Genomic DNA, 19807 nt, shown 5'->3' with positions numbered 1-19807 from the left:
AAAATCAGGCCGGGAGCGAGAGCCTCGCGGCGGTTTCGTCGTACTTCGCGTCCCACAGGTGGAGTTCCGTGACGGTCCACGAAACAGGATCGAGGTCCCGTTCTGCGAGTTGCCGCGCCGTTTCGATATTTCCACCACGCGCCAGCGTGACGTGTGGGACATACTCCTCGCCTTCCAACCCCTCGATGGCCCCGAACTCCGCGGTCAGTTCGCGGTGGAGACGTTGCAGGCCGGGACTATCGATGGCGAGGTAGACCACGGGACCGTCGCCGCGGGTCGGCGTTTCGAAGTAATCGATACCCGAGATTCGCGCCTCGAACGCGGGCGTGCCGACGAGCGCGGTCCGAACCCGCATCTCCAGTCGGTCGTAGTTCTCGTCGTTTCCGAAGCGTTTGACGACGAGCGTCTGCTGGTCACGGACGGTGTCGAACCCGTAGAGGGAGGGACGTAGCTCCTCCGCGAGTCGGGCGACGTCGCCGGGAACCGGTACGTTGAGGCTGAACACTGTTCGATTCGAACAGTGGAGGGAATATCAGGTTGGTGTTTGTCGGCGGGGCTTGCGAACTCACGGGGCGCTCTCGTTCGATGTGGTGGTATTCCGAACGGTAACCCACCACTTCTCCGTTCGAAGGTCGATACTGGACGTCCATTCGGTGTGGTTTATTCCCGGTTCGCTCGACGGCGGACGGTTGACGGTGGCGTTTCCGACGGCGTGAGATAAATGACCATTTGTGTCTTCGATGTCGGTGATGGTAATGTGGGCGACGTCGCCGTTTCCAAGCGACTTCAGGAGTGTGACATCACCACTCACGCCGACCGTATCGTTTCCGAGAAAGAGTGTGACGTTCGTTCCTGCCGGAATACGCTCTCCGCCGTGGTGTTCGACGGTGATTTCGGTCGCGTTCCGGTGAACGGTGAGTCGGGGGCGGTCACCCATCCACTTCGGGGACGTGGGCAGATTCGAAACCAACTCGTACCGATAGTCGAACTCGACCGTCGCGGAGCGTGTTCCCGTCGTTTGAACCGTTCCGGAGAGGTCGTGGATGATGCCACGTTCGTCCACCAGAACCGTCGCGGAAAGCGCATCGACGTCCTTCAGCGACGTGGATCCCGAGGCCTCGTAGCGATACAGCCGAGTTCCGTTGCGAACCGTCGTTCCCTTTGCGAGGAAGTCCGCGCTGGAAAGGATGTTCTGCATTCGAGGAGCGATGGTTCCGATACGTCGTTGGAGTCGACTGGGAGTCGTCCCGTCGGAGTGGGATTGGCACTGTTCGGTACCACTTAGACACCACGCCGCGGTATCGTTCCACGCATACCCTCGATACGGGTTTCCTATGTCGTTCATTACTACCCCATCTCCCGATTCCCGTATCCGAACGCGGCCATCCCCCACGTGCGCGACGAGGGTCGATTTCATCCATCTCGCCGACCCGACATCCTGCTTCGGTCGGATACGAACGCTCACCCGATAGTTCTGCGATTCGAGCGCCGACTCGTGAGCCGAAATCAGCCTCTCGCTGTCGAATATCCACTGTCCGTTCGCGCCGGGCGGTGGCGAGAGCGAAGCGGCCGAAGTCGTGGTCGACGCGTCCCGAGTGGACCCGGAATCGGACCACGGGAGGAACCCCGAACAACCGGACGAGAGCACGAGGAGCACCAGCAGGAGGGAGGGCAGCCGTCTCATTCCTTCAAATTCGTGCTGAAACATAATAAATTTCGGTTGCTGGAGACGAACCGCTGGCAATCGTTGCCGTCCCGAAAGGCTTTAAGAGGAGAGGAACAGAAGGGTTCGATAATGTCGCGGACTCGCGCTACTGGGGGCAGCCCTCTGGTGAGCGACGAGTTCGTCCGCAACTCCTTCTGCGTGCGACGACGACCGGGGCTTTTCCAGTCCCAATAATACCTATTCCACCCCGACCCGTCGTTCGTTCAAAACTCACTCACGTGTGATTAACTCGTCTTTAGTCTATCTTCCGCCTTTATTTCTCAACTATTTGAGAAGAATTTAAGTAGGTGTAGTCCCTGGCGATTCGTACAATGAAAACGGTTGCACTCGCCTTCTCGGGCGGACTCGACACGACAGTATGCGTCCCACTCCTCGAAGAGGAGTACGGCTACGACGAAGTCATCGGCGTCACTGTCGACGTGGGCCAACCCGAAGAGGAGTTTGCAGAAGCGGAGGAAACTGCGGAGGCATTGGATTTGGATCACTACGTCGTGGACGCCAAGGGCGCGTTCGCAGAGCAGTGTCTCGACGCGGTCAAGGCGAACGCGACGTATCAGAGCTACCCTCTCGGCACCGCACTCGCCCGTCCCGTCATCGCGGAGGCGATTCTCGACGTGGCGAAGGAAAACGACTGTGAGGCGATCGCTCACGGCTGTACCGGGAAAGGAAACGACCAGTTGCGTTTCGAGGCGGTCTGGCGCGCCTCCGACTTGGAGGTCATCGCCCCCGTGCGCGAGATGGGGCTGACGCGCGAATGGGAGATGGGCTACGCCGACGAACACGACCTGCCTGTCGAGGGCGGCAACGAGGGCGTCTGGAGCATCGACACGAACCTCTGGAGTCGCTCCGTCGAAGGCGGCAATCTCGAAGATCCCGGCTACGTCCCGCCCGAGGACATCTACGAGTGGACGGAACAGCCGAGCGCCGAAACCGAACTCGTCGAAATCGAGTTCGAGGACGGAAAGCCGGTCGCCGTGGACGGCGAATCGATGGACGCGGTGTCGCTCATCGAGTACCTGAACGAACTCGCCGGGAAACACGGCGTCGGCCGTACCGATCTGATGGAAGACCGCATGCTCGGCCTGAAGGTGCGCGAGAACTACGAACACCCCGCCGCGACGACGCTCCTGAACGCCCACGAGGCGCTCGAAGGCTTGGTGCTGACGAAGGAAGAGCGCTCGTTCAAGACGGGAATCGACCAGCAGTGGGCAGAGAAGGCCTACGAGGGCCTCCTCTCCGCGCCGCTCGTGGACGCCCTCGACGGCTTCATCGACACCACGCAGGAGAAAGTGACCGGCACGGTCACCATCAAGTTCGAAGGCGGACAGGCCCGTGCGGTCGCCCGCGAAAGCGAACACGCCGTCTACTCCGAGGACGCCGCCTCGTTCAACACCGAGACGGTCGGCAAAATCAAGCAGGACGACGCGACGGGCGTTGCGAAATATCACGGCTATCAGGCACGCATCGCGAACGATGAGTGAGGGCGACGGCACGGGGAACGGAAGCGAAATCGACGGCGGGAGCGGCGACGGCGATGTCGTTCGCGGCGACCGCTTCAGCGGCGGTCCCGCCCGCGGGTTCCTGTCGTCGCTCGCAGCGGACCAGCGCATCTTCGAGGCGGACCTCGAAGTCGACCGCGCACACGTCGTGATGCTGGCCGAACAGGGTATCATCGAGGACGAGGTCGCGGGCGAACTCCTCACAGCGCTGAACGTCGTCGAGGTCGATAGCCACGCCTCGCTGCCCGAAGGCGAGGACGTCCACGCGGCCATCGAAACGGCCGTCGTCGGGCAGGTCGGCCACGAGGGCGGGAAGATGCACACTGCCCGCAGTCGCAACGACGAGGTGGCGACCTGCATCCGCTATCGCCTCCGCGAGGACGTTCTCTCGCTCCTCGAAACGACGCTCGCGCTCCGCTCGGCGCTCCTCGAAGTCGCCGAATCGAACGCGGAAACGGTGATGCCGGGGTACACGCACCTCCAACCCGCACAACCGACGACCGTCGGACACTTCCTCGCCTCCTACGAGCAGGCCGTCGCTCGCGATACGGCCCGCCTGCTCGACGCCTACGCGAGGATCAACCAGTGCCCGCTCGGCGCGGCGGCGTTCGCGGGGACCCCGTTCGACGTGAACCGCGAGCGCGTCGCGGACCTCCTCGGATTCGACGCACTCCTCGAAAACTCGATGGACGCGGTTTCGACCCGCGACTTCCTCGTCGAGACGGTCGCGGCGGCGGCGAACCTCGCCACGACGGTTTCCGGCGTGTCCGAGGACCTCGTGATCTACTCGAACCGCGGCTTCGTGGAACTCTCGGACGACTACGCGTCCACGTCGTCCATCATGCCCCAGAAGAAGAACCCCGACACGCTTGAACTCGCTCGTGCAGTCGCGGGCGACGCTCACTCCGGGTTGTCGGGACTGCTCACGACGCTGAAGGGGCTTCCGCGCGCGTACAACCGCGACCTGCAACGCGCGACCCCGCACGCGTGGGGCGCAATCGACGCCGTGACCGATGCGACGGAAGTCGCGGCGGGCGCGGTGGCGACCGCGATGTGGAACGAGGACGTGCTCGCGGACGCGGCCGAAGAAGGGTTCTCCACCGCGACGGGCGTTGCCGACCTGCTGGCGATGTGCGGCGTGCCGTTCCGCACGGCCCACGAAGTCGTTGCGACGGCGGGCGAGGCGGACTACGACGCCCTCGATTCGGCAGCGGAAGACGTGCTCGGTGCGCCGCTATCGGAGTTCGTCGCGCCGGAAGAGGTCGAATCGGCGCTCGACGCGGAAACGAGCGTCGCCATGCGCGATTCGGTCGGCGGCCCGGCGAGCGACTCGCTGGCGTCCGCGTTGGCCGACGCCGAGGCGACGCTCGTCGCCGACGAGGCCGCGGTCGCTGAACTGGAAGAATCGCTCGAAACGGCCGGAAAGACGCTCCAGACGGAGGTAAACGAGTATGCCTAAACTACCGCGACCCCCGCGTGGGGAATTACTTGATTACTAATACAGAACCGCGACGTATGCCTTTCTCACGCCGTTAGACGCCAGTCTGCGACTTTTCTTCATAATTAATAACGATGGATTTAAGTCCTGTAAGGCGATACGGGATAGTACAATGGTAGAATGCGTTGAGTGCGGAGCCGACGTGGCTTTGCACGACGATTTGGAAGCGGGCGAAATCATCGACTGCGGTACCTGCGGTGTCGAACTGGAAGTCATCGACGTGAACCCGCCAGTCCTCGACCGAGCACCGGAGCTCGAAGAGGACTGGGGGGAGTAAATTGCACAGCGCAAACTCGCGGAGTTCGCTGGCTCACGCTCGCACCCTTGTGGGTGCGAGCGTGAACAACGCAACCTCACAGAGCTTGCTGGCTCATAATCGCCACACGGGGTGTCGATTATGAACAACGCAAACCCAGAGGGTTTGCTGGCTCATGTGCGGCACGGGAGGTGCCACACATGAACGTCGGCATCCTCTACTCCCGCATCCGCCTCGACGAGAAGCTCCTGCTCGCCGAACTGCGCGACCGCGGGCACGAGGTGACGAAAATCGACGTCCGTAAGGTGACGTTCGACCTGACGGACGCCCCGGAGTCCTTCGAGGGGCTCGACCTCGTCGTCGACCGCTGTCTGGCGACGAGCAGGAGCCTCTACGCCACGAAGTTCTGCGAGGCGTACGGGATTCCCGTCGTCAACAGCCACGAAACGGCCGAAGTGTGTGCCGACAAGGCGAAAAACAGCCTCGCGCTCGCGGGCGCAGGCGTTCCGACGCCCGAGACGAAAGTCGCGTTCACGACCGACAGCGCGCTGGAAGCCATCGAGGAGTTCGGCTATCCCTGCGTCCTCAAACCCGTCGTCGGGTCGTGGGGCCGCCTCATGGCGAAGATCGACTCGCGTACCGCGGCGGAAGCCATCCTCGAACACAAGGCGACGCTCGGCCACTACGAGCACAAGGTCTTCTACGTACAGGAGTTCGTGGACAAGCCGGAACGCGACATCCGCGTCGTCGCGCTGGACGGCGAACCGGTCGCCGCGATGGTTCGTCACTCGGACCACTGGCTCACGAACGCCGCAAAGGGCGCGGAGACGGACGAGTTCGAACTCGACGCCGACGCGAAATCGCTGGTCGAGAAGGCGAGCGATGCGGTCGGCGGCGGTCTCCTCGGCGTTGACCTGATGGAGACCGAGTCGGGCTACACCGTCCACGAGGTCAACCACACCGTCGAGTTCAAAGCGCTGAACGACGCGGTGGAGAAGGACGTACCTGCCGCCGTGGTCGATTGGCTGGAGACGAAGGTTCCCGCCGAGGTGGTCGCCTGATGGCCGCCACGACCGACGCAGAGGGGACGGAGAACGCGGGCGGCGAAACGCTCTCTGCGACCGTCATCGGGGCCAGCGGGTTCACCGGCGGGGAACTGCTCCGCCTGCTCGCGGGCCATCCGAACTTCGAGGTGACACAGGCGACGAGCAGGGAGTACGCGAACAAGACGCTCGGGTCGGTTCACCCGAACCTGCGCGGACTCGACCTGCGCTTTTCGGAGCCGTCGGACCTCGAATCGGTGGACGTGCTGTTCGCGGCGACGCCCCACGGCGTTTCGATGGAACACATCGACTCGTTCCGCGAGGCCGCCGACACCGTGGTCGATTTGAGCGCGGACTTCCGCCTCGACACGGAAGCCGAGTACGACGAGTGGTACGACGGCCACACCTGTCCCGAGTATCTGGACGACGCCGTCTACGCCCTGCCGGAACTCACCCGCGAGGAACTGCCCGGCGCGGACCTCATCGCCGCGGGTGGCTGTAACGCCACCGCGACGCTCCTCGGCCTCTCGCCGCTGTTCGACGCCGGAATCCTCTCCGGCGACGAGCAGATAGTCGTGGACGTGAAGGTCGGGTCCTCGGAGGGCGGTGCATCGCCGAGCAAGGCGAGCAGCCACGTCGAGCGCTCGGGCATCGTTCGCCCCTACGCGCCGACGGGCCACCGCCACGAGGCCGAAATCGAGGGCATTCTGGGGACGAGCGTGTCGTTCACCGCTCACGCCGTGGACATGGTTCGCGGAGCGGCCGCGACGTGTCACGTGTTCCCCACGAGCGGCGCGAGTGGGGGCTCGGAAGATTCGTCTTCCGGTGTTCCGGATTCGCCCGTCTCGAAGGGCGACCTCTGGAAAGCCTACCGGGGAGCCTACGAGGACGAACCCTTCGTCCGCCTCGTCGCCGGCGGAAGCGGCGTCTATCGCTACCCGGAACCCAAGGCCGTCGCCGGAACGAACTACGCCGAAGTCGGGTTCGAACTCGACCCAAGCAACGAACGTATCGTCGTCTTCAGCGCCATCGACAACCTGATGAAAGGGTCGGCGGGGCAGGCAGTCCACGCCGCCAACCTCGCGCTGGGAGTGGAGGAAACGGCCGGACTGGAATTCGAGGGACTGCATCCCGTGGGAAGCCCATGAACGACCACTACAGCCGCGACGAGTTGCTGGCCGCACACGACCACCTGATCGACAACGACAACGACGACGGCCTCCGAGCGGACGGCGGAATCATCGAGGACGAACCCGCACCGGTCGTCGTCAAAATCGGCGGCGCACGAGCGGTCGACCCGGACGGCGCGCTGGCGGACGTTGCGCACCTCACCGCCAACGGACAGGACGTCGTGGTCGTCCACGGCGGTTCGACGGCGGTGGACGACACGCTCCACGCGCTCGGCGAGGAACCCGAGTACGTCGAATCCACCAGCGGCGTCATGGGCAGGTTCACCGACGAGAAAGCGATGGAGGTCTTCGAGATGGTGATGCCCGGCAAACTCAACACCGAGTTGACGGCGAACCTGCAGAACGAAGGCGTCCGCGCCATCGGCCTCTCGGGCGTCGACGGCGCGCTCCTGACCGGCCCGCGCAAGTCGGCCGTCAGAGTGGTCGAGAACGGGAAGAAGAAGATACGCCGCGGCGACCACTCCGGCAAGATCGAGGACGTGAACGCCGACCTCCTCGAAACGCTCCTCGCGGGCGGTTACACGCCCGTCGTGACGGTTCCGATGCTGGCCGACGACGGAACGCCGGTCAACGCGGACGCCGACCGTGCGGCGGCGGCCATCGCCGGCGCACTCGGCGGCGAACTCGTCGTGCTGACGGACGTGCCGGGCCTCCTCGAAGACCCCGACGACGAGACGACGCTCATCGAACGGGTGGGCAGTCCGGCGGAGATGGAAACCGCGAAATCGGCCGCCGAAGGGTTCATGACGAAGAAAGTCATGGCCGCGACGGAAGCCCTCGAAGGCGGCGCGGAATCGGTCGTCGTCGCGGACGCGAACAATCACGACCCGATTACGGCGGCGCGGAAGGGACACGGAACGCGCTTCACGCCCGCCTCGCTGGGGGTGTCGTCATGAGCGGTTTCGTCTACAACGAGAAGCCGATTCGCATCGCGAGCGGCGAGGGACCGTACCTCTACTCGGAGGACGGAACGGAATACCTCGACTTCGGCGCGAGTTACGCGGTCGCGCCGGTCGGCCACTGCCACCCGGACGTGGTTTCCGCCGTCCAGGAACAGGCCGCCGAACTGCTGTTCGTCCACGCGTCGTATCCCACCGACGCCCGCGACGATCTCTACGCGAAACTAGCCGCCGTCGCCCCCGAGGGTCTCGGAAACGTCTGGCTCAACAACTCGGGAACGGAGGCGAACGAGGCGGCCCTGAAGTTCGCCCGGAGCGCGACGGGGAAGTCGAAACTCGTCGCCGCGAAACGCGGCTTCCACGGCCGAACCATGGGGTCGCTGTCGGTGACGTGGAAGAAGAAGTTCCGCGCGCCGTTCGAACCCCTCGTGGACGATGTGGAGTTCGTCACTTACGGCGACGAGGAGGAGTTAGCTGACGTCATGGACGACGACACGGCGGCCGTCATCCTCGAACCCGTACAGGGCGAGGGCGGCGTCAACCCGGCCACGAAGTCCTACCTTCAGGCCGCCCGCGAGATGACTGCCGACACGGAGACGGCCCTGATATTCGACGAGGTGCAAACCGGACTCGGCCGGACGGGTACCTTCTGGGCCTGCGAACACGCCGGCGTTACCCCCGACGTGCTCACGACGGCGAAGGGGTTGGCGAGCGGCCTCCCCATCGGCGCGACGCTCTGTGCCGACTGGATAGCCGAGTCCGCGGGGTCACACGGTTCGACCTTCAGCGGCAGTCCGGTCGTCAGCGCGGCGGCGGAGGCGACGCTCTCGGTGCTCGTGGAGGAGAACTTGTCGGAACACGCCGCCGAGATGGGCGAGTACCTCCGGTCGGAACTCGAAGCGGCCGACTTGCCGGTCCGCGATATCCGCGGGAACGGCCTGTTGGTCGGTATCGAGGTGAAACGCGGTGCGAACCGCCTGCTCAAGGAACTGGCGCTGTCGCACGGGATACTGGCGCTTCCGGCGGGACGGAGCGTTCTGCGCTTGTTGCCGCCACTGACGGTCGACGTCGACCACATCGACAGCGTCGTCGCCGCGCTCGAAGACGTGCTGGGAGAAATCGAATGATGGGAACGATGATGGACTCTGATTCAGTATCACGGGCCGACGCGCACGATTTGTTGGTCGAACTGGTCGAAACGCCCTCGGTTTCGGGCGAGGAAACGGACTGCGCCGAGCGACTCGCCGCCTTCCTCGAAGCGAACGGGCGCGACGTCCGGATGGACGACGTCGGCAACGTCCGTGCGCCCGGAAACGGGATTCTCCTGACTTCGCACATCGACACCGTTCCCGGTGAGGTCCCCGTCGAACTGGAAGACGGAATCCTCCACGGTCGCGGAAGCGTGGACGCCAAGGGACCGCTCGCAGCAATGGCGGTGGCAGCAGTGAAAACCGGTGCGAGTTTCGTCGGCGTCGTCGGCGAGGAGACGAACTCGCGCGGCGCACACCACCTCGTTTCCGACATGGACGACCCCGAATTCGTCGTCAACGGCGAACCCAGCGGTTGGGACGCCCTGACGCTCGGCTATCGCGGTTACGTGACCGGAACCTACTCTGTCAGAGTGGAGTCCGTACACACCTCGCGTCCGGAACCGAACGCCATTCAGTATGCGACGGAGTGGGTGACGGCCGTCGAATCGGCGTTCGACTCGGAGTCCGACGCCGCCGAAACCTCGACGGCGACGTCGGTGACGGTAAAACCCGTCGAATTCGACGGCGGACTGACCGCGGACGGCTTCGCCACGGAGGCGACGGTCGAAATTCAGTTTCGCATCCCCTCGGGCATGACGGCGGAAGAGATTCAGTCGGTCGCCGAAGCCGAACTCGACGCCGGAACCGTGTCGTGGAACACCCCGATTCCGCCGACCCTTTCGAGTCCGCGGACGGAACTGGGCCGTGCGTTCCGCGTCGCCATCCGCGAGGAGGGCGGCGACCCCTCCCTGCTCCGGAAGACGGGGACGAGCGACGCGAACATCTACGCCGACGCGTGGGACTGTCCGGTCGTCACGTACGGACCGGGCGACTCGTCGCTCGACCACACCCCCGAAGAACACATCGAACTGGCCGAGTTCGACAGGTCGATTTCGGTGTTGACTGATGTTTGTGAGAACTTGGAGGTGGACGCATGACGCGCCACTTCCTCGACGTGGACGACCTCTCACCGGACGAGGTGGCGGAGGTGTTGGCCCTCGCGGCGGAGTACAAGGAAAACGGCTCGCCGCCCGCGCTCTCCGGCCAGACGCTCGCCATGCTGTTCGAGAAGCCGAGCACGCGGACTCGCATCTCGTTCGAGACGGGGATGACGGAACTCGGCGGCCACGCCATCTTCCTCGGGCCGAACGACACCCAACTCAACCGCGGCGAACCCGTCTCGGACACGGGACGCGTGCTCTCGCGCTACGTGGACGCCGTGATGGGTCGCGTGTTCGAACACGAGAGTCTGGTCGGGATGGCCGAACACGCGACGATTCCGATAATCAACGGGCTTTCGGACATCGCTCACCCGTGTCAGGCCCTCGCCGACTTGCAGACGATTCAGGAGCACTTCGGCGGGTTCGAGGACCTCTCGGTCGCGTGGGTCGGCGACGGGAACAACGTCGTCAACTCCTTCGCCATCGCGGCATCGACGGTCGGTCTCGACCTGACGATTGCGACGCCCGATGGGTACGAACCCTCTCCCGACGCCATTTCGACGGCGGCCGACCGCGGCCCGAAGCCCGCGGTGACGAACGACCCGGACGCGGCGGTCGCGGAGGCGGACGTGGTTTACACGGACGTGTGGGTCAGCATGGGCGAGGAGGACGAACGCGAGTCGAAACTGGCCGCGTTCGACGGTTTCCAACTGAACGAGGACCTGCTCCCCGACTCGATGCCGGTCATGCACTGTCTGCCCGCCCACCGCGGCGAGGAGATAACCGGAACCGTCCTCGAAAGCGACCGCTCGCTGTCGTGGGATCAAGCCGAAAACCGGCTTCACGCGCAGAAGGCGCTCCTCGCCTTCCTCGCCGAAAAACCGTGAGACAGTCTCCCGCCAGATGAGCGAGTAGCCTTTTGCCTGTGTCAGGCCAAGTGTATTGGGGGAAATAGTATGACTCGACTCGGTTTTACGGGGGACGTGATGCTTGGACGGTTGATAAACGAACGGCAGCAGGAGCGGAGCGTCGCCGGTATTTGGGGGAACATGGAAGACACCCTCCGAGCGCTCGATGGCCTGTTCATCAATCTCGAATGCTGTCTCTCGGCGGGCGGGACGCCGTGGACGGACACGTATCGCCCGTTTCACTTCCGGGCCGACCCGGACTGGGCGATTCCGGCGCTCCAATCGGTCGGCGTCGATTGGGTGAATCTGGCGAACAACCACGTCCTCGACTACGGTCCCGACGCGCTCTCCGACACGATTCGGTACCTCGACGACGCCGGAATCGCCCATTCGGGTGCCGGTGCCGATTTGGAGGCGGCCACCGCTCCGGCGTTCGTCACCGTGGACGGCCTCGATATCGCGTTCGTCTCGTTCACCGACAACACGCCGGAGTTCGCGGCGAAACCCGACAAGGTCGGGACGGCGTACGTGAACTTCGACGTGACCCATCCGCAGGCGGTGCGTCTCGTCGGCAAATCGCTCGCACGCGCCCGAGAGGCCGACCCGGACCTCCTCGTGGCGTCGCTCCACTGGGGTCCGAACATGCGGACCGAACCCATCGTCGAGTTCCGGGAGTTCGCCAGTTGGCTGGCGGAGGAGGGCGTGGACATCGTACACGGCCACAGCGCACACGTCTTTCAGGGCGTCGAAGTCGTGGACGAAACCCTCGTCCTCTACGATACGGGGGACTTCGTGGACGATTACGCGACCGATTCGGAACACCACAACGACCGGAGCTTTCTCTTCGAGGTGGGCGTCTCGGACGGCGAACTCTCCGAACTCCTGCTCCGGCCGACGGAAATCTACGACCTCGCGGTCCACGAGGCGGAACACTACGCGGGAACGTGGAGCATCCAGCGGATGGACGCGCTCTCCTCGGCATTCGGAACCGAGTTCCAGCGCGACGACGACGATGACCTCGTGCTTTCGTTGTGACGTTGCTCCCTTCTCAACCGACGTCGCTGGCGAACCTCGGGAAAACCGGTCGCAGATTTGGATACCGACATGGCTCGAAAATCGAACAGTCGAGTGATGAGCACGGCCAAGTGGAAACGAGGCCACTCAAATCGACCATCGAAGGGGGGTCGTACCCGGTCGGTGACGATTATATCAGCAATCGCCCCATAGAACTATTCATTCTCACACCGTGGATTTACTATGTCGAATACGGACGGATACGAACGCGGCGACCGAGTAGAAATCCGGGGACGGAGCGCGGTTGATGACGAAACCGAGGAAGGGACTATCATCGAAATCGGCCAGTTCGTGCTCTCGCTGCCGAGCGACGACCCCATGGATTCGGGTACTGACTACAGTGACAGCGCACTCATCCAGTTCGATGACGACGAGTACGGCGTGATTCAAAGCTCTCGACTGGTTCGGAAAGTGGAATCGGAGTAGCGGTTCCCACGAACCGTCGAATCGTTTCGTACGGTAACACCAGTATTGCTCTCTTCTAATTATGCAGTCGTGACCAAGCCCACTGGAGAACATATCCCATCGCAATTTTCGACCTCGGAGCGGTAACGATGACCGCCACTGCCAGCGTTGCCACCGTCCGCGCCTTTTTCACCTCGGAACCCATCCACCCGCTCAATGAACCTGACGCTCTCGAATCCGACGGCACCGGTGCCCGACGACGCTGACGACGGCGTGTGGCTGGCCTGCATCGACTGCGAGTGGACCGGCGCACCGTTCGAAGAGATTCGCTACCGCTGTCCCGACTGCGACGGCCTGCTCGAAGTTCGCTACGCCGACCACCCGACGTTCGACGATTTCGAGGGAACCGGCGTCTGGCGCTACGCCGACGCTCTACCGGTCGAGTCCGGGATAAGTATCGAGGAGGGCGACACCCCGCTCTACGAGGTGCCCACCATCGAGGCGGAAGTCGGCGTCAACGCGCTCCGCGTCAAACACGAGGGGATGAACCCGACGGGGAGTTTCAAGGACCGCGGGATGACGTTGGGCGTCAAGGTCGCCGAGAAACTCGGCGTCTCCCGCCTCGCCTGTGCGAGTACCGGAAACACCAGCGCGGCGCTCGCCTGCTACGGCGCACGGGCCGGAACCGAGGTGCTCGTCCTCCTCCCCGCCGGAAAAGTCGCGGCCGGAAAGGTCGCACAGGCCAGCCTCCACGGCGCGCGAATCCTCGAAGTGGACGGCAATTTCGACGACTGTCTCGACATCGTTTCGGACCTCGCCAACCGTGGTGAAGCCTATCTCCTCAACTCGCTCAACCCGTTCCGACTGGAGGGCCAGAAGACCATCGGGCTGGAAATGATCGAGCAGTTTCGCGACCAGACGGGGGAACTCCCCGACCGAATCGTCCTCCCCGTCGGCAACGCCGGAAACACCAGCGCGCTGTTCAAGGCGTTCCGCGAACTCGTCGCCGCCGGGGAACTCACTCCCGAGGAGGTTCCCGTCCTCACCGGCGTGCAGGCCGAAGGCGCGGCCCCGATGGTCGAAGCCGTCGAGAACGACGCCGACGAGGTGCGGCGCTGGGACGAGGTGGAAACCATCGCAACCGCAATCCGAATCGGCAATCCGGTCAACTCCCCGAAGGCGCTCCCCGCGATTCGGGAGACGGGCGGCACCGCGATTTCCGTCACCGACGAGGAGATAACCGACGCACAGCGTGCGCTGGCGGAAGACGGCGTCGGCGTCGAACCCGCGAGCGCGGCGAGCATTGCGGGCCTTCGAAAACTCCGCGAATCGGGCGAAATCTCGGCGGACGAGAACGTCATCTGCCTGACGACGGGTCATCTTCTCAAAGACCCCGACGCGGCGGCCGCGGCGGGCGTGGAACCCGAACCGGTTCCGGCGGACACGGACGACGTCCTCGACGTGCTGTAGGAGTTCGGGACCGGCTATTTTCGCCCCACTCGTGCCAGTACGAACACGATGGTCGCGCTGACGAGCAGACACGCGAGCAGTCCGGTGAACGCCGTTTCGTATCCCGAGCGCCCGGCGACGAACCCGACGTACGTCGGGCCGAGGCTGCCGAGTCCGATGTAGACGGTTCGCGTCGCGCCGAGGTCGCCGCCCATGCTCCCGTCCGGAAACACGTCCATCAGATACGCCTGCATGACGGGCGGGTAGGCCATCAGCCCGACCGCGAAAATCACGACGCACGATGCGACGACGAGCGTCCTGCTCGCCGCGAGGAGTCCCGCGAGGGCGGCCGTCGCCACGATGAGCGACCCGGCGGCGACGATGGGACGCGATATCCGGTCGCCGAGCGACCCGGAAATCGGTTTCACCAGCGCGCCGACGACGAACATGGCGGCGAACCCGGCACTCGCGAGTCCAGCCGAGAATCCCTTCGATTCCTGGAGGAACGTCGGGAGGAATCCTGCGGACGACTGCCAGACGAACGCGAACATGGAGTAGGCGACGAGTATCGCCGTCGTCTTCCGGTCGCCGAGCCTGCGGGCAGTCGCGCCGATGTCCCTTGCGGCCGCCGCGACTGTCGCTCGGGAGAAAGACGGAGGCGTGTAAGCTTCGCGGCTCCACCGGTGGAGCAGGACGAACACGACGGCGAGCACCACGATAACGGGCGCGAACGCCGCTCGCCACATCGCTACCGCGAGCACCGTGACGGCGAGCGCGGCCGCCACCGCCCCGCCGGTGTCCCCTGACGACGTGTGTAACCCGAACGCCTTGCCGCGCTTGACGACGAACAGATCCGAAATAAGCGCACGGGCGGGGGTCGGATACAGACCCGCGCCCGTCCCGACCAGCGCCGCGCCGAGGAGAAACACCGAGTAGGTCGGCGCGCTGGCGAGGGTGACGAACCCGACGACGAGCGGGGTGAGTCCGGCGGCGAGTAGCGTTTTGCGCGTGAGACCGTCCGAGAGGCGACCGCTCGGATACTGCCCGAGCGCGTACAGGCCCCACAGCAACGTGAGCGCGAATCCCGCCTGTACTTCCGTGATACGGAGGCTTTCCATGACGGTCGGGAGCATCGGCGAGAGCACGAGCCGCCCCGCCTGAATCGCTGTCCAGCCGAGCGAAACCGTCAGCAGGAGTCGCCCCGTGTAGCCCGAAAGCAGCCGCTCCGAGTGGGATTCTCCCTCGTTCGGATATCGTTCCGCCGGAGCCGTCCCCCCCGTCGTGCTCACGGTTCCTTGGTCGTCCGACACGTCTCGAACGTCGGACGGCGACTACTTGAGTCCGGCTTTCGCGGCAGGGGAAACTGCCAAAGAGTCAGTACGTCTTTCATTCACACCGGTTTTGCCCCCGTCTTCGTATAAAAAGGTTCGCTGCCAGCGACCGCGGTTCAGTTCCCGTTTAGCTCGATACTTCGCACTTCGATGATGCGCTCGTCCGCTTCGAGCGCCTCCTTCGCTGCTGGACTGAGTTCGCTGTCGAGATTGTACACCGACAGCGCCTCGCCGCCGTTGTTCTCGCGGGCGTTGAACATGCCCGCGATGTTGACGTCGTGTTCGCCGAGAACGGTGCCGACGTATCCGATGACGCCGGGTTTGTCCTGATTGCGGGCGACGACCATGTGGCCGTGCGGGATGGCGTCCACGCGGTAGCCGTCGATGCGGACGATTCGCGGGTCGTCGTCGGCGAAGAGGGTCCCCTCGACCGTTATCTCCTCGTCGCCGCTCTCGACCGTGACGGAGATGAGGCTCTGGAAGTCGTCGGCCTGTCGGGTCTTGCTCTCGGTCACCTCGACGCCGCGCTCCTCGGCGATCTGCGGCGCGTTGACGGCGTTGACCTGCCATTCGAGCGGTTGGAAGACGCCTTTTTGGGCACTGGCGGTGACGAGGTCAACATCTTCCTCGGCGATGTCGCCCTCGTAGTTCACCTCGATGCGCTCGATGCGCTCGTCGAGCAGTTGCGTGGCGATTTTCCCCGCCGTCTCGGCGAGTTCGATGTACGGACGGACGCGGGGGAACGCGCTCTCCTCTACGGACGGCGCGTTGAGAGCGTTGATGACCGGTTCCTCGCGGAGCGCGGCGACCACTTGATCGGCGGTACTCGTGGCCACGTTCTCCTGTGCGGCTTCCGTACTCGCACCGAGGTGGGGCGTGAGGATGACGTCGTCCTCGTCGAGCAGCGGGCTGTTTTCGGGGAGGGGTTCCTCGGCGAACACGTCCAGTGCGGCACCTGCGAGGATGCCGTCCCCCACCGCTTCGGCGAGCGCGTCTTCGTCCACGACGCCGCCGCGGGCGCAGTTGATGAGATAGCCGCCCTCGACCTGTGCGAGTTCTTCGGTGCTGATGAGGCCTTCCGTCTCGGGGGTGAGCGGCGTGTGAACGGTCAGGAAGTCAGCACGTTCCAGACAGTCGTCCAGTTCGACCAGTTCCGCGCCGAGTTGTCTTGCGAGGTCCTCGCTGATGTACGGGTCGTACGCGACGAGGTCCATGCCGAGGCTGTCGAGTTTCTTGGCGACCTCCTGTCCGACGCGGCCGAGGCCGACGATACCGAGCGTCTTGCCGTTCAGTTCAGTTCCGAGGTAGTCGCCCTTCGCCCACTCGCCGTCCTTCATTCGGACGTGTGCTTGCGGAATCGAGCGTGCGGCGGCGAACGCCATCGCAACCGTGTGTTCGGCGGCAGCGCGGACGTTGCCCTCCGGTGCGTTCGCCACGATGACGCCGTGTTCCGTCGCGGCGTCGATGTCGATGTTGTCCACGCCGATACCCGCGCGCCCGACGATGACGAGGTCGGATGCGGCCTCGAACACGTCGCGGTTGACGTCCGTGCCGGAGCGGACGATGAGCCCGTTCGCGTCAGAAACAGCGTTCAGCAGTGCGTCGCCTTCTACGTCGTAGGCCGTCTCTACCTCGTAACCGCTTTCGCGAAGTCGGTCGAGACCCGCGTCCGCGATTGGGTCCGTGACGAGAACCTTCATTGCTGGAGAAAAAGCACCCCACACCCGTTAACCCTTTCTCTCACAGCGAAGATTGCCAATATGTTTTTTTATTCTTTCTTTTGAAAAAATGTTGATACGTGGGGCGAATCGACGGTCAGTGACGCTCCTCGTTCCGCTCGCGTCGGTCACATGTCGGCCGTTTCGTCTCGTTCCGTCCCGTGCCGCTCTTTTCGTCGCCTTCGTCCGACTCGTCGGCGAAACACGCCCGACAGTAGTCGTTGTGCCCGCTTTCGACCAGTGCGACCGGGACGCCGTCGACGACGAGTTCCTTCACGAACCGTCGCCGAACGCCGTCCCCGCCGATGGTGCCACAGACGCTGCATTCTTCGTCGCCGAGTGCAATTCGCTCCGTCACGACGCGGCGACCGACGCCGTACCGTCCACTATCGTACGCGCGCTCCGCTCGGCTGAGTCGGTAGGACAGAAGCGCCGCTGGGACGAGAACGACGCACAACAAGAGCAGGGCTTTCCAACTCACCAGCCACCGGACGACGACGCCGAGGAGAATCGCGAGCACGGCCAACCCGACCGCGGCGAGGATCCACTTCGTCAATCGGGTCGTGGCGTCGTTCGCCATCAGGCCGAGGCGTTCGTCGAGTTGGTGGACGACCCCGATGACGAATCGTCGTTCGACCCGCCGACGTTCCGAACGAACTGCGGGTAGCCGTCATCGCCGACCGGGATGTAGACCGTATCGGTGTCGTCGAGTTTGTCGATGTACTGCTGCGTGAGGACCTTCTGGTCGAGCGATTCACTCAGGATGCGATTCGCTTCCGCCTCCCCGTTCGCCTCGATCTTCTTCCGGTCGGCTTCGAGTTTCTCGACTTCGAGTTCGTTCTTCTTCTGTTGGCGGCGCTGTTTCGTAATCTCCTTCTGTTCGACCGCCTGTTCGTACTGTTTCGGAAGGTTGACCTTCCGAATCTGGACCGCTTCGAGGATGAGGGCGTCGCGGGCGAAATCCTTCTTCAGGGCGCTTTGGGCGGCCTGCTTCAGTTCCGTCTGGCCCTTTCCGGTGTAGATTTCGGTCACGGGGAGCGCACCCGCCTCGGTACGGAGTACGGACCGAATGCTCGGGCGGATGAGTCGCTGCTCCGCGGACCCGAGCGTCCGGTAGTTCTTGTAGAACTTCACGGCCTCTCCCGCATCCACGCGATACCGGACGGTGATGTCGATGTCCACGCGGAGTCCGTCCTCGGTCAGGACGGTGATGGAGTCGTCGGTATCGGACTTGCTCCCTTCGCCCTGCTGGCTGGACATGGTGTAAGACTGGGGACGCGTGGAGAGCGACACGGTGTCCTGTGAAATCGGGTTGATGAAGTGGGCACCCGGTTCGAACACCGTTCCCGTCGCGGCACCCCACTTTTTCACGACCTGCACGTTCCCCTCTTCGGTGGGCGTCCACGAGAGGAACCCAATCACCGGAGCGGCGATGAGGACGATGACGAGGGCGATGAGAAGCGTGTTGCTGAAGATGCTTCGGAGGTCGATGTCCGGGATGTTCGGTCCCGAGGAACCGTCGGGGTCTATCGGAATGTCGCTATCGGAACTCATATAGAACGTTTGAGAGATGTTGCGAGAACTACCATATGTCTTGTCATCGTTCAGTCACCCACGTTCAACTATTCCAGCACACACGAAATTCGAACGAGAGATTCTCTTGATGGACGGTCTTTCCGATTCGAACCGGGCGCGTCACCCGGCGAACCGTCGCAATTGCGCCCTTCACAGAAAATACAGCGTGGATGCCCCGAGGCAGTTTACCACGCCGACCCAGGAAGCGAGCATCACTCCCGAGTAGTCGGCGCTTACGGCCGAATTCGACCTCCTCACGCTCGGTCCGTTTATATCTCCGGCAATTTCCACGCACACCACGCTCATTTAACAACCCGAAGCACGAATCGAGACTCGAATGACGTTAGTCGCGTTCGATTTCGACGGAACGCTTTCGGACTCGGAGATGACCGTCCTCCTCGGGAAACAGGTCGGTGCGGCCGACGAGATGGCGGACATCACCGCCCGAGCGATGAACGACGAACTCAGTTACGCGGAGAGCCTCCGCGAACGGGCCGCCCTGCTCGAAGGGTTGCCGGTGAAAAAGGCCGCGGACGCCTTCTCGGAGGTGACGCTCCGGCCCGGTGCCGCCGAACTCCTCGGCGAACTGGAGGAGAAGGGAACCCACGTCGCCATCCTCACCGGCGGGTTCGAGTGGGGCGTTCAAGACGCGCTCGAACGCGAAGGCGTCTCGGTGGACACCATCGTCGCCAACCGGTTGCTGGACGACGGAACGAAACTGACGGGCGAAGTGGAGGGACCGCTCATCGAGGGGACGAAGGACGACGCGCTCGAAGCGCTCGCGGAGGAACTGGGCGTGGACATGGTGAACACCGTCGCTATCGGCGACGGCGCGAACGACCTCCCGATGCTCGAAGTCGCGGGGTTGGCCGTCGGATTCGAACCGAAACCCGCCGTCGCACCCGCCTGTGACACCATCGTCTCGCACATGAACGAACTCCACGACGTGCTGGGTCGAAAGAACGCGCTTTGAGTGACGATCATCCGACATGAACTGGTGGTTATGGCGGTAGAAGTTCTAAAACACGTGATATCACGTGTCTCG

Annotated in this window: 19 protein-coding genes; 13 read left to right on the top strand and 6 right to left on the bottom strand. The window is 63.8% G+C overall.

The features are described from left to right. Positions 1 to 4: 4 nt before the first annotated feature. Together LJF34_RS14015 and LJF34_RS14010 are read right to left on the bottom strand one after the other, a co-directional pair. A complete protein-coding gene (locus LJF34_RS14015; RefSeq protein WP_231185634.1) occupies positions 5 to 505 on the bottom strand; it encodes a 2'-5' RNA ligase family protein in 501 nt (166 codons plus the stop codon). Between the two features lie 60 nt (positions 506 to 565). Continuing rightward, positions 566 to 1684, bottom strand: a complete 1119-nt coding sequence (locus LJF34_RS14010; protein ID WP_231185633.1) for a hypothetical protein — start codon at positions 1682 to 1684, stop codon at positions 566 to 568. A gap of 353 nt (positions 1685 to 2037) precedes the next feature. Here LJF34_RS14010 and LJF34_RS14005 point away from each other — a divergent pair, with 353 nt between their 5' ends. From LJF34_RS14005 to thrC, 12 genes are all read left to right on the top strand, one after another. After that, entirely contained in the window at positions 2038 to 3207 is a 1170-nt protein-coding gene (locus LJF34_RS14005; RefSeq protein ID WP_231185632.1) for an argininosuccinate synthase, read from the top strand. Next, positions 3200 to 4684 carry an argininosuccinate lyase gene (gene argH, locus LJF34_RS14000; protein WP_231185631.1) on the top strand — a complete coding sequence of 495 codons (1485 nt, stop codon included), beginning with the start codon at positions 3200 to 3202 and terminating at the stop codon, positions 4682 to 4684. The genes LJF34_RS14005 and argH overlap by 8 nt, the downstream gene beginning before the upstream one ends. Before the next feature lie 151 nt (positions 4685 to 4835). Beyond that, a complete protein-coding gene (gene lysW / locus LJF34_RS13995) occupies positions 4836 to 5000 on the top strand; it encodes a lysine biosynthesis protein LysW (protein WP_231185630.1) in 165 nt (54 codons plus the stop codon). A gap of 179 nt (positions 5001 to 5179) precedes the next feature. Then, the gene (gene lysX / locus LJF34_RS13990; protein ID WP_231185629.1) at positions 5180 to 6040 is read left to right on the top strand and encodes a lysine biosynthesis protein LysX; all 861 of its coding nucleotides are present in this window, start codon (positions 5180 to 5182) and stop codon (positions 6038 to 6040) included. After that, the gene (argC, locus tag LJF34_RS13985) at positions 6040 to 7170 is read left to right on the top strand and encodes an N-acetyl-gamma-glutamyl-phosphate reductase (RefSeq protein WP_231185628.1); all 1131 of its coding nucleotides are present in this window, start codon (positions 6040 to 6042) and stop codon (positions 7168 to 7170) included. The genes lysX and argC overlap by 1 nt, the downstream gene beginning before the upstream one ends. Continuing rightward, positions 7167 to 8108: an acetylglutamate/acetylaminoadipate kinase gene (locus LJF34_RS13980; protein WP_231185627.1), complete on the top strand. Its 942-nt coding sequence runs from the start codon at positions 7167 to 7169 to the stop codon at positions 8106 to 8108. The genes argC and LJF34_RS13980 overlap by 4 nt, the downstream gene beginning before the upstream one ends. Beyond that, positions 8105 to 9238: an acetylornithine/succinylornithine family transaminase gene (locus tag LJF34_RS13975; protein WP_231185626.1), complete on the top strand. Its 1134-nt coding sequence runs from the start codon at positions 8105 to 8107 to the stop codon at positions 9236 to 9238. Before LJF34_RS13980 ends, LJF34_RS13975 begins: the two co-directional genes overlap by 4 nt. A gap of 8 nt (positions 9239 to 9246) precedes the next feature. After that, entirely contained in the window at positions 9247 to 10299 is a 1053-nt protein-coding gene (locus LJF34_RS13970) for a [LysW]-lysine hydrolase (RefSeq protein WP_231186324.1), read from the top strand. Further along, positions 10296 to 11189, top strand: coding sequence for an ornithine carbamoyltransferase (gene argF / locus LJF34_RS13965; protein ID WP_231185625.1), 894 nt, complete (start codon positions 10296 to 10298; stop codon positions 11187 to 11189). Before LJF34_RS13970 ends, argF begins: the two co-directional genes overlap by 4 nt. A 69-nt stretch (positions 11190 to 11258) precedes the next feature. Further along, a complete protein-coding gene (locus LJF34_RS13960; RefSeq protein WP_231185624.1) occupies positions 11259 to 12245 on the top strand; it encodes a CapA family protein in 987 nt (328 codons plus the stop codon). A 222-nt stretch (positions 12246 to 12467) separates the two neighbouring features. Then, entirely contained in the window at positions 12468 to 12710 is a 243-nt protein-coding gene (locus LJF34_RS13955; RefSeq protein ID WP_231185623.1) for a hypothetical protein, read from the top strand. Between the two features lie 195 nt (positions 12711 to 12905). After that, positions 12906 to 14159, top strand: a complete 1254-nt coding sequence (thrC, locus tag LJF34_RS13950) for a threonine synthase (protein ID WP_231185622.1) — start codon at positions 12906 to 12908, stop codon at positions 14157 to 14159. A gap of 14 nt (positions 14160 to 14173) precedes the next feature. On the opposite strand, the gene LJF34_RS13945 is transcribed toward thrC, so the two are convergent. The 4 genes from LJF34_RS13945 to LJF34_RS13930 form a co-directional block, all read right to left on the bottom strand. Beyond that, positions 14174 to 15448 carry an MFS transporter gene (locus tag LJF34_RS13945; RefSeq protein ID WP_231185621.1) on the bottom strand — a complete coding sequence of 425 codons (1275 nt, stop codon included), beginning with the start codon at positions 15446 to 15448 and terminating at the stop codon, positions 14174 to 14176. A gap of 137 nt (positions 15449 to 15585) precedes the next feature. Beyond that, entirely contained in the window at positions 15586 to 17169 is a 1584-nt protein-coding gene (gene serA / locus LJF34_RS13940; RefSeq protein WP_231185620.1) for a phosphoglycerate dehydrogenase, read from the bottom strand. Positions 17170 to 17284: 115 nt separating this feature from the next. Continuing rightward, on the bottom strand, positions 17285 to 17767 hold the full coding sequence (locus LJF34_RS13935; RefSeq protein WP_231185619.1) for a hypothetical protein: 483 nt from the start codon (positions 17765 to 17767) through the stop codon (positions 17285 to 17287). Further along, positions 17767 to 18741: a prohibitin family protein gene (locus LJF34_RS13930; protein WP_231185618.1), complete on the bottom strand. Its 975-nt coding sequence runs from the start codon at positions 18739 to 18741 to the stop codon at positions 17767 to 17769. Before LJF34_RS13930 ends, LJF34_RS13935 begins: the two co-directional genes overlap by 1 nt. A 358-nt stretch (positions 18742 to 19099) precedes the next feature. Between LJF34_RS13930 and serB the strand changes: the two genes are divergently transcribed. Further along, positions 19100 to 19735: a phosphoserine phosphatase SerB gene (gene serB, locus LJF34_RS13925; RefSeq protein ID WP_231185617.1), complete on the top strand. Its 636-nt coding sequence runs from the start codon at positions 19100 to 19102 to the stop codon at positions 19733 to 19735. Positions 19736 to 19807: the final 72 nt, after the last annotated feature.

The sequence above is a fragment of the Haladaptatus sp. DYF46 genome, assembly GCF_021083305.1.
Classification (GTDB): Archaea; Halobacteriota; Halobacteria; order Halobacteriales; family Haladaptataceae; genus Haladaptatus.
The sequence above is the reverse complement of the archived record's forward strand: the minus strand, read 5'-3'. Positions and strand labels throughout refer to the sequence as shown.

Coding starts and splice junctions, on each gene's coding strand:
- LJF34_RS14010 (WP_231185633.1), bottom strand. CDS start 1,684: ATGAGACGGCTGCCCTCCCTCCTGCTGGTGCTCCTCGTGCTCTCGTCC.
- LJF34_RS14005 (WP_231185632.1), top strand. CDS start 2,038: ATGAAAACGGTTGCACTCGCCTTCTCGGGCGGACTCGACACGACAGTA.
- argH (WP_231185631.1), top strand. CDS start 3,200: ATGAGTGAGGGCGACGGCACGGGGAACGGAAGCGAAATCGACGGCGGG.
- lysW (WP_231185630.1), top strand. CDS start 4,836: ATGGTAGAATGCGTTGAGTGCGGAGCCGACGTGGCTTTGCACGACGAT.
- lysX (WP_231185629.1), top strand. CDS start 5,180: ATGAACGTCGGCATCCTCTACTCCCGCATCCGCCTCGACGAGAAGCTC.
- argC (WP_231185628.1), top strand. CDS start 6,040: ATGGCCGCCACGACCGACGCAGAGGGGACGGAGAACGCGGGCGGCGAA.
- LJF34_RS13980 (WP_231185627.1), top strand. CDS start 7,167: ATGAACGACCACTACAGCCGCGACGAGTTGCTGGCCGCACACGACCAC.
- LJF34_RS13975 (WP_231185626.1), top strand. CDS start 8,105: ATGAGCGGTTTCGTCTACAACGAGAAGCCGATTCGCATCGCGAGCGGC.
- LJF34_RS13970 (WP_231186324.1), top strand. CDS start 9,247: ATGATGGACTCTGATTCAGTATCACGGGCCGACGCGCACGATTTGTTG.
- argF (WP_231185625.1), top strand. CDS start 10,296: ATGACGCGCCACTTCCTCGACGTGGACGACCTCTCACCGGACGAGGTG.
- LJF34_RS13960 (WP_231185624.1), top strand. CDS start 11,259: ATGACTCGACTCGGTTTTACGGGGGACGTGATGCTTGGACGGTTGATA.
- LJF34_RS13955 (WP_231185623.1), top strand. CDS start 12,468: ATGTCGAATACGGACGGATACGAACGCGGCGACCGAGTAGAAATCCGG.
- thrC (WP_231185622.1), top strand. CDS start 12,906: ATGAACCTGACGCTCTCGAATCCGACGGCACCGGTGCCCGACGACGCT.
- serA (WP_231185620.1), bottom strand. CDS start 17,169: ATGAAGGTTCTCGTCACGGACCCAATCGCGGACGCGGGTCTCGACCGA.
- LJF34_RS13935 (WP_231185619.1), bottom strand. CDS start 17,767: ATGGCGAACGACGCCACGACCCGATTGACGAAGTGGATCCTCGCCGCG.
- LJF34_RS13930 (WP_231185618.1), bottom strand. CDS start 18,741: ATGAGTTCCGATAGCGACATTCCGATAGACCCCGACGGTTCCTCGGGA.
- serB (WP_231185617.1), top strand. CDS start 19,100: ATGACGTTAGTCGCGTTCGATTTCGACGGAACGCTTTCGGACTCGGAG.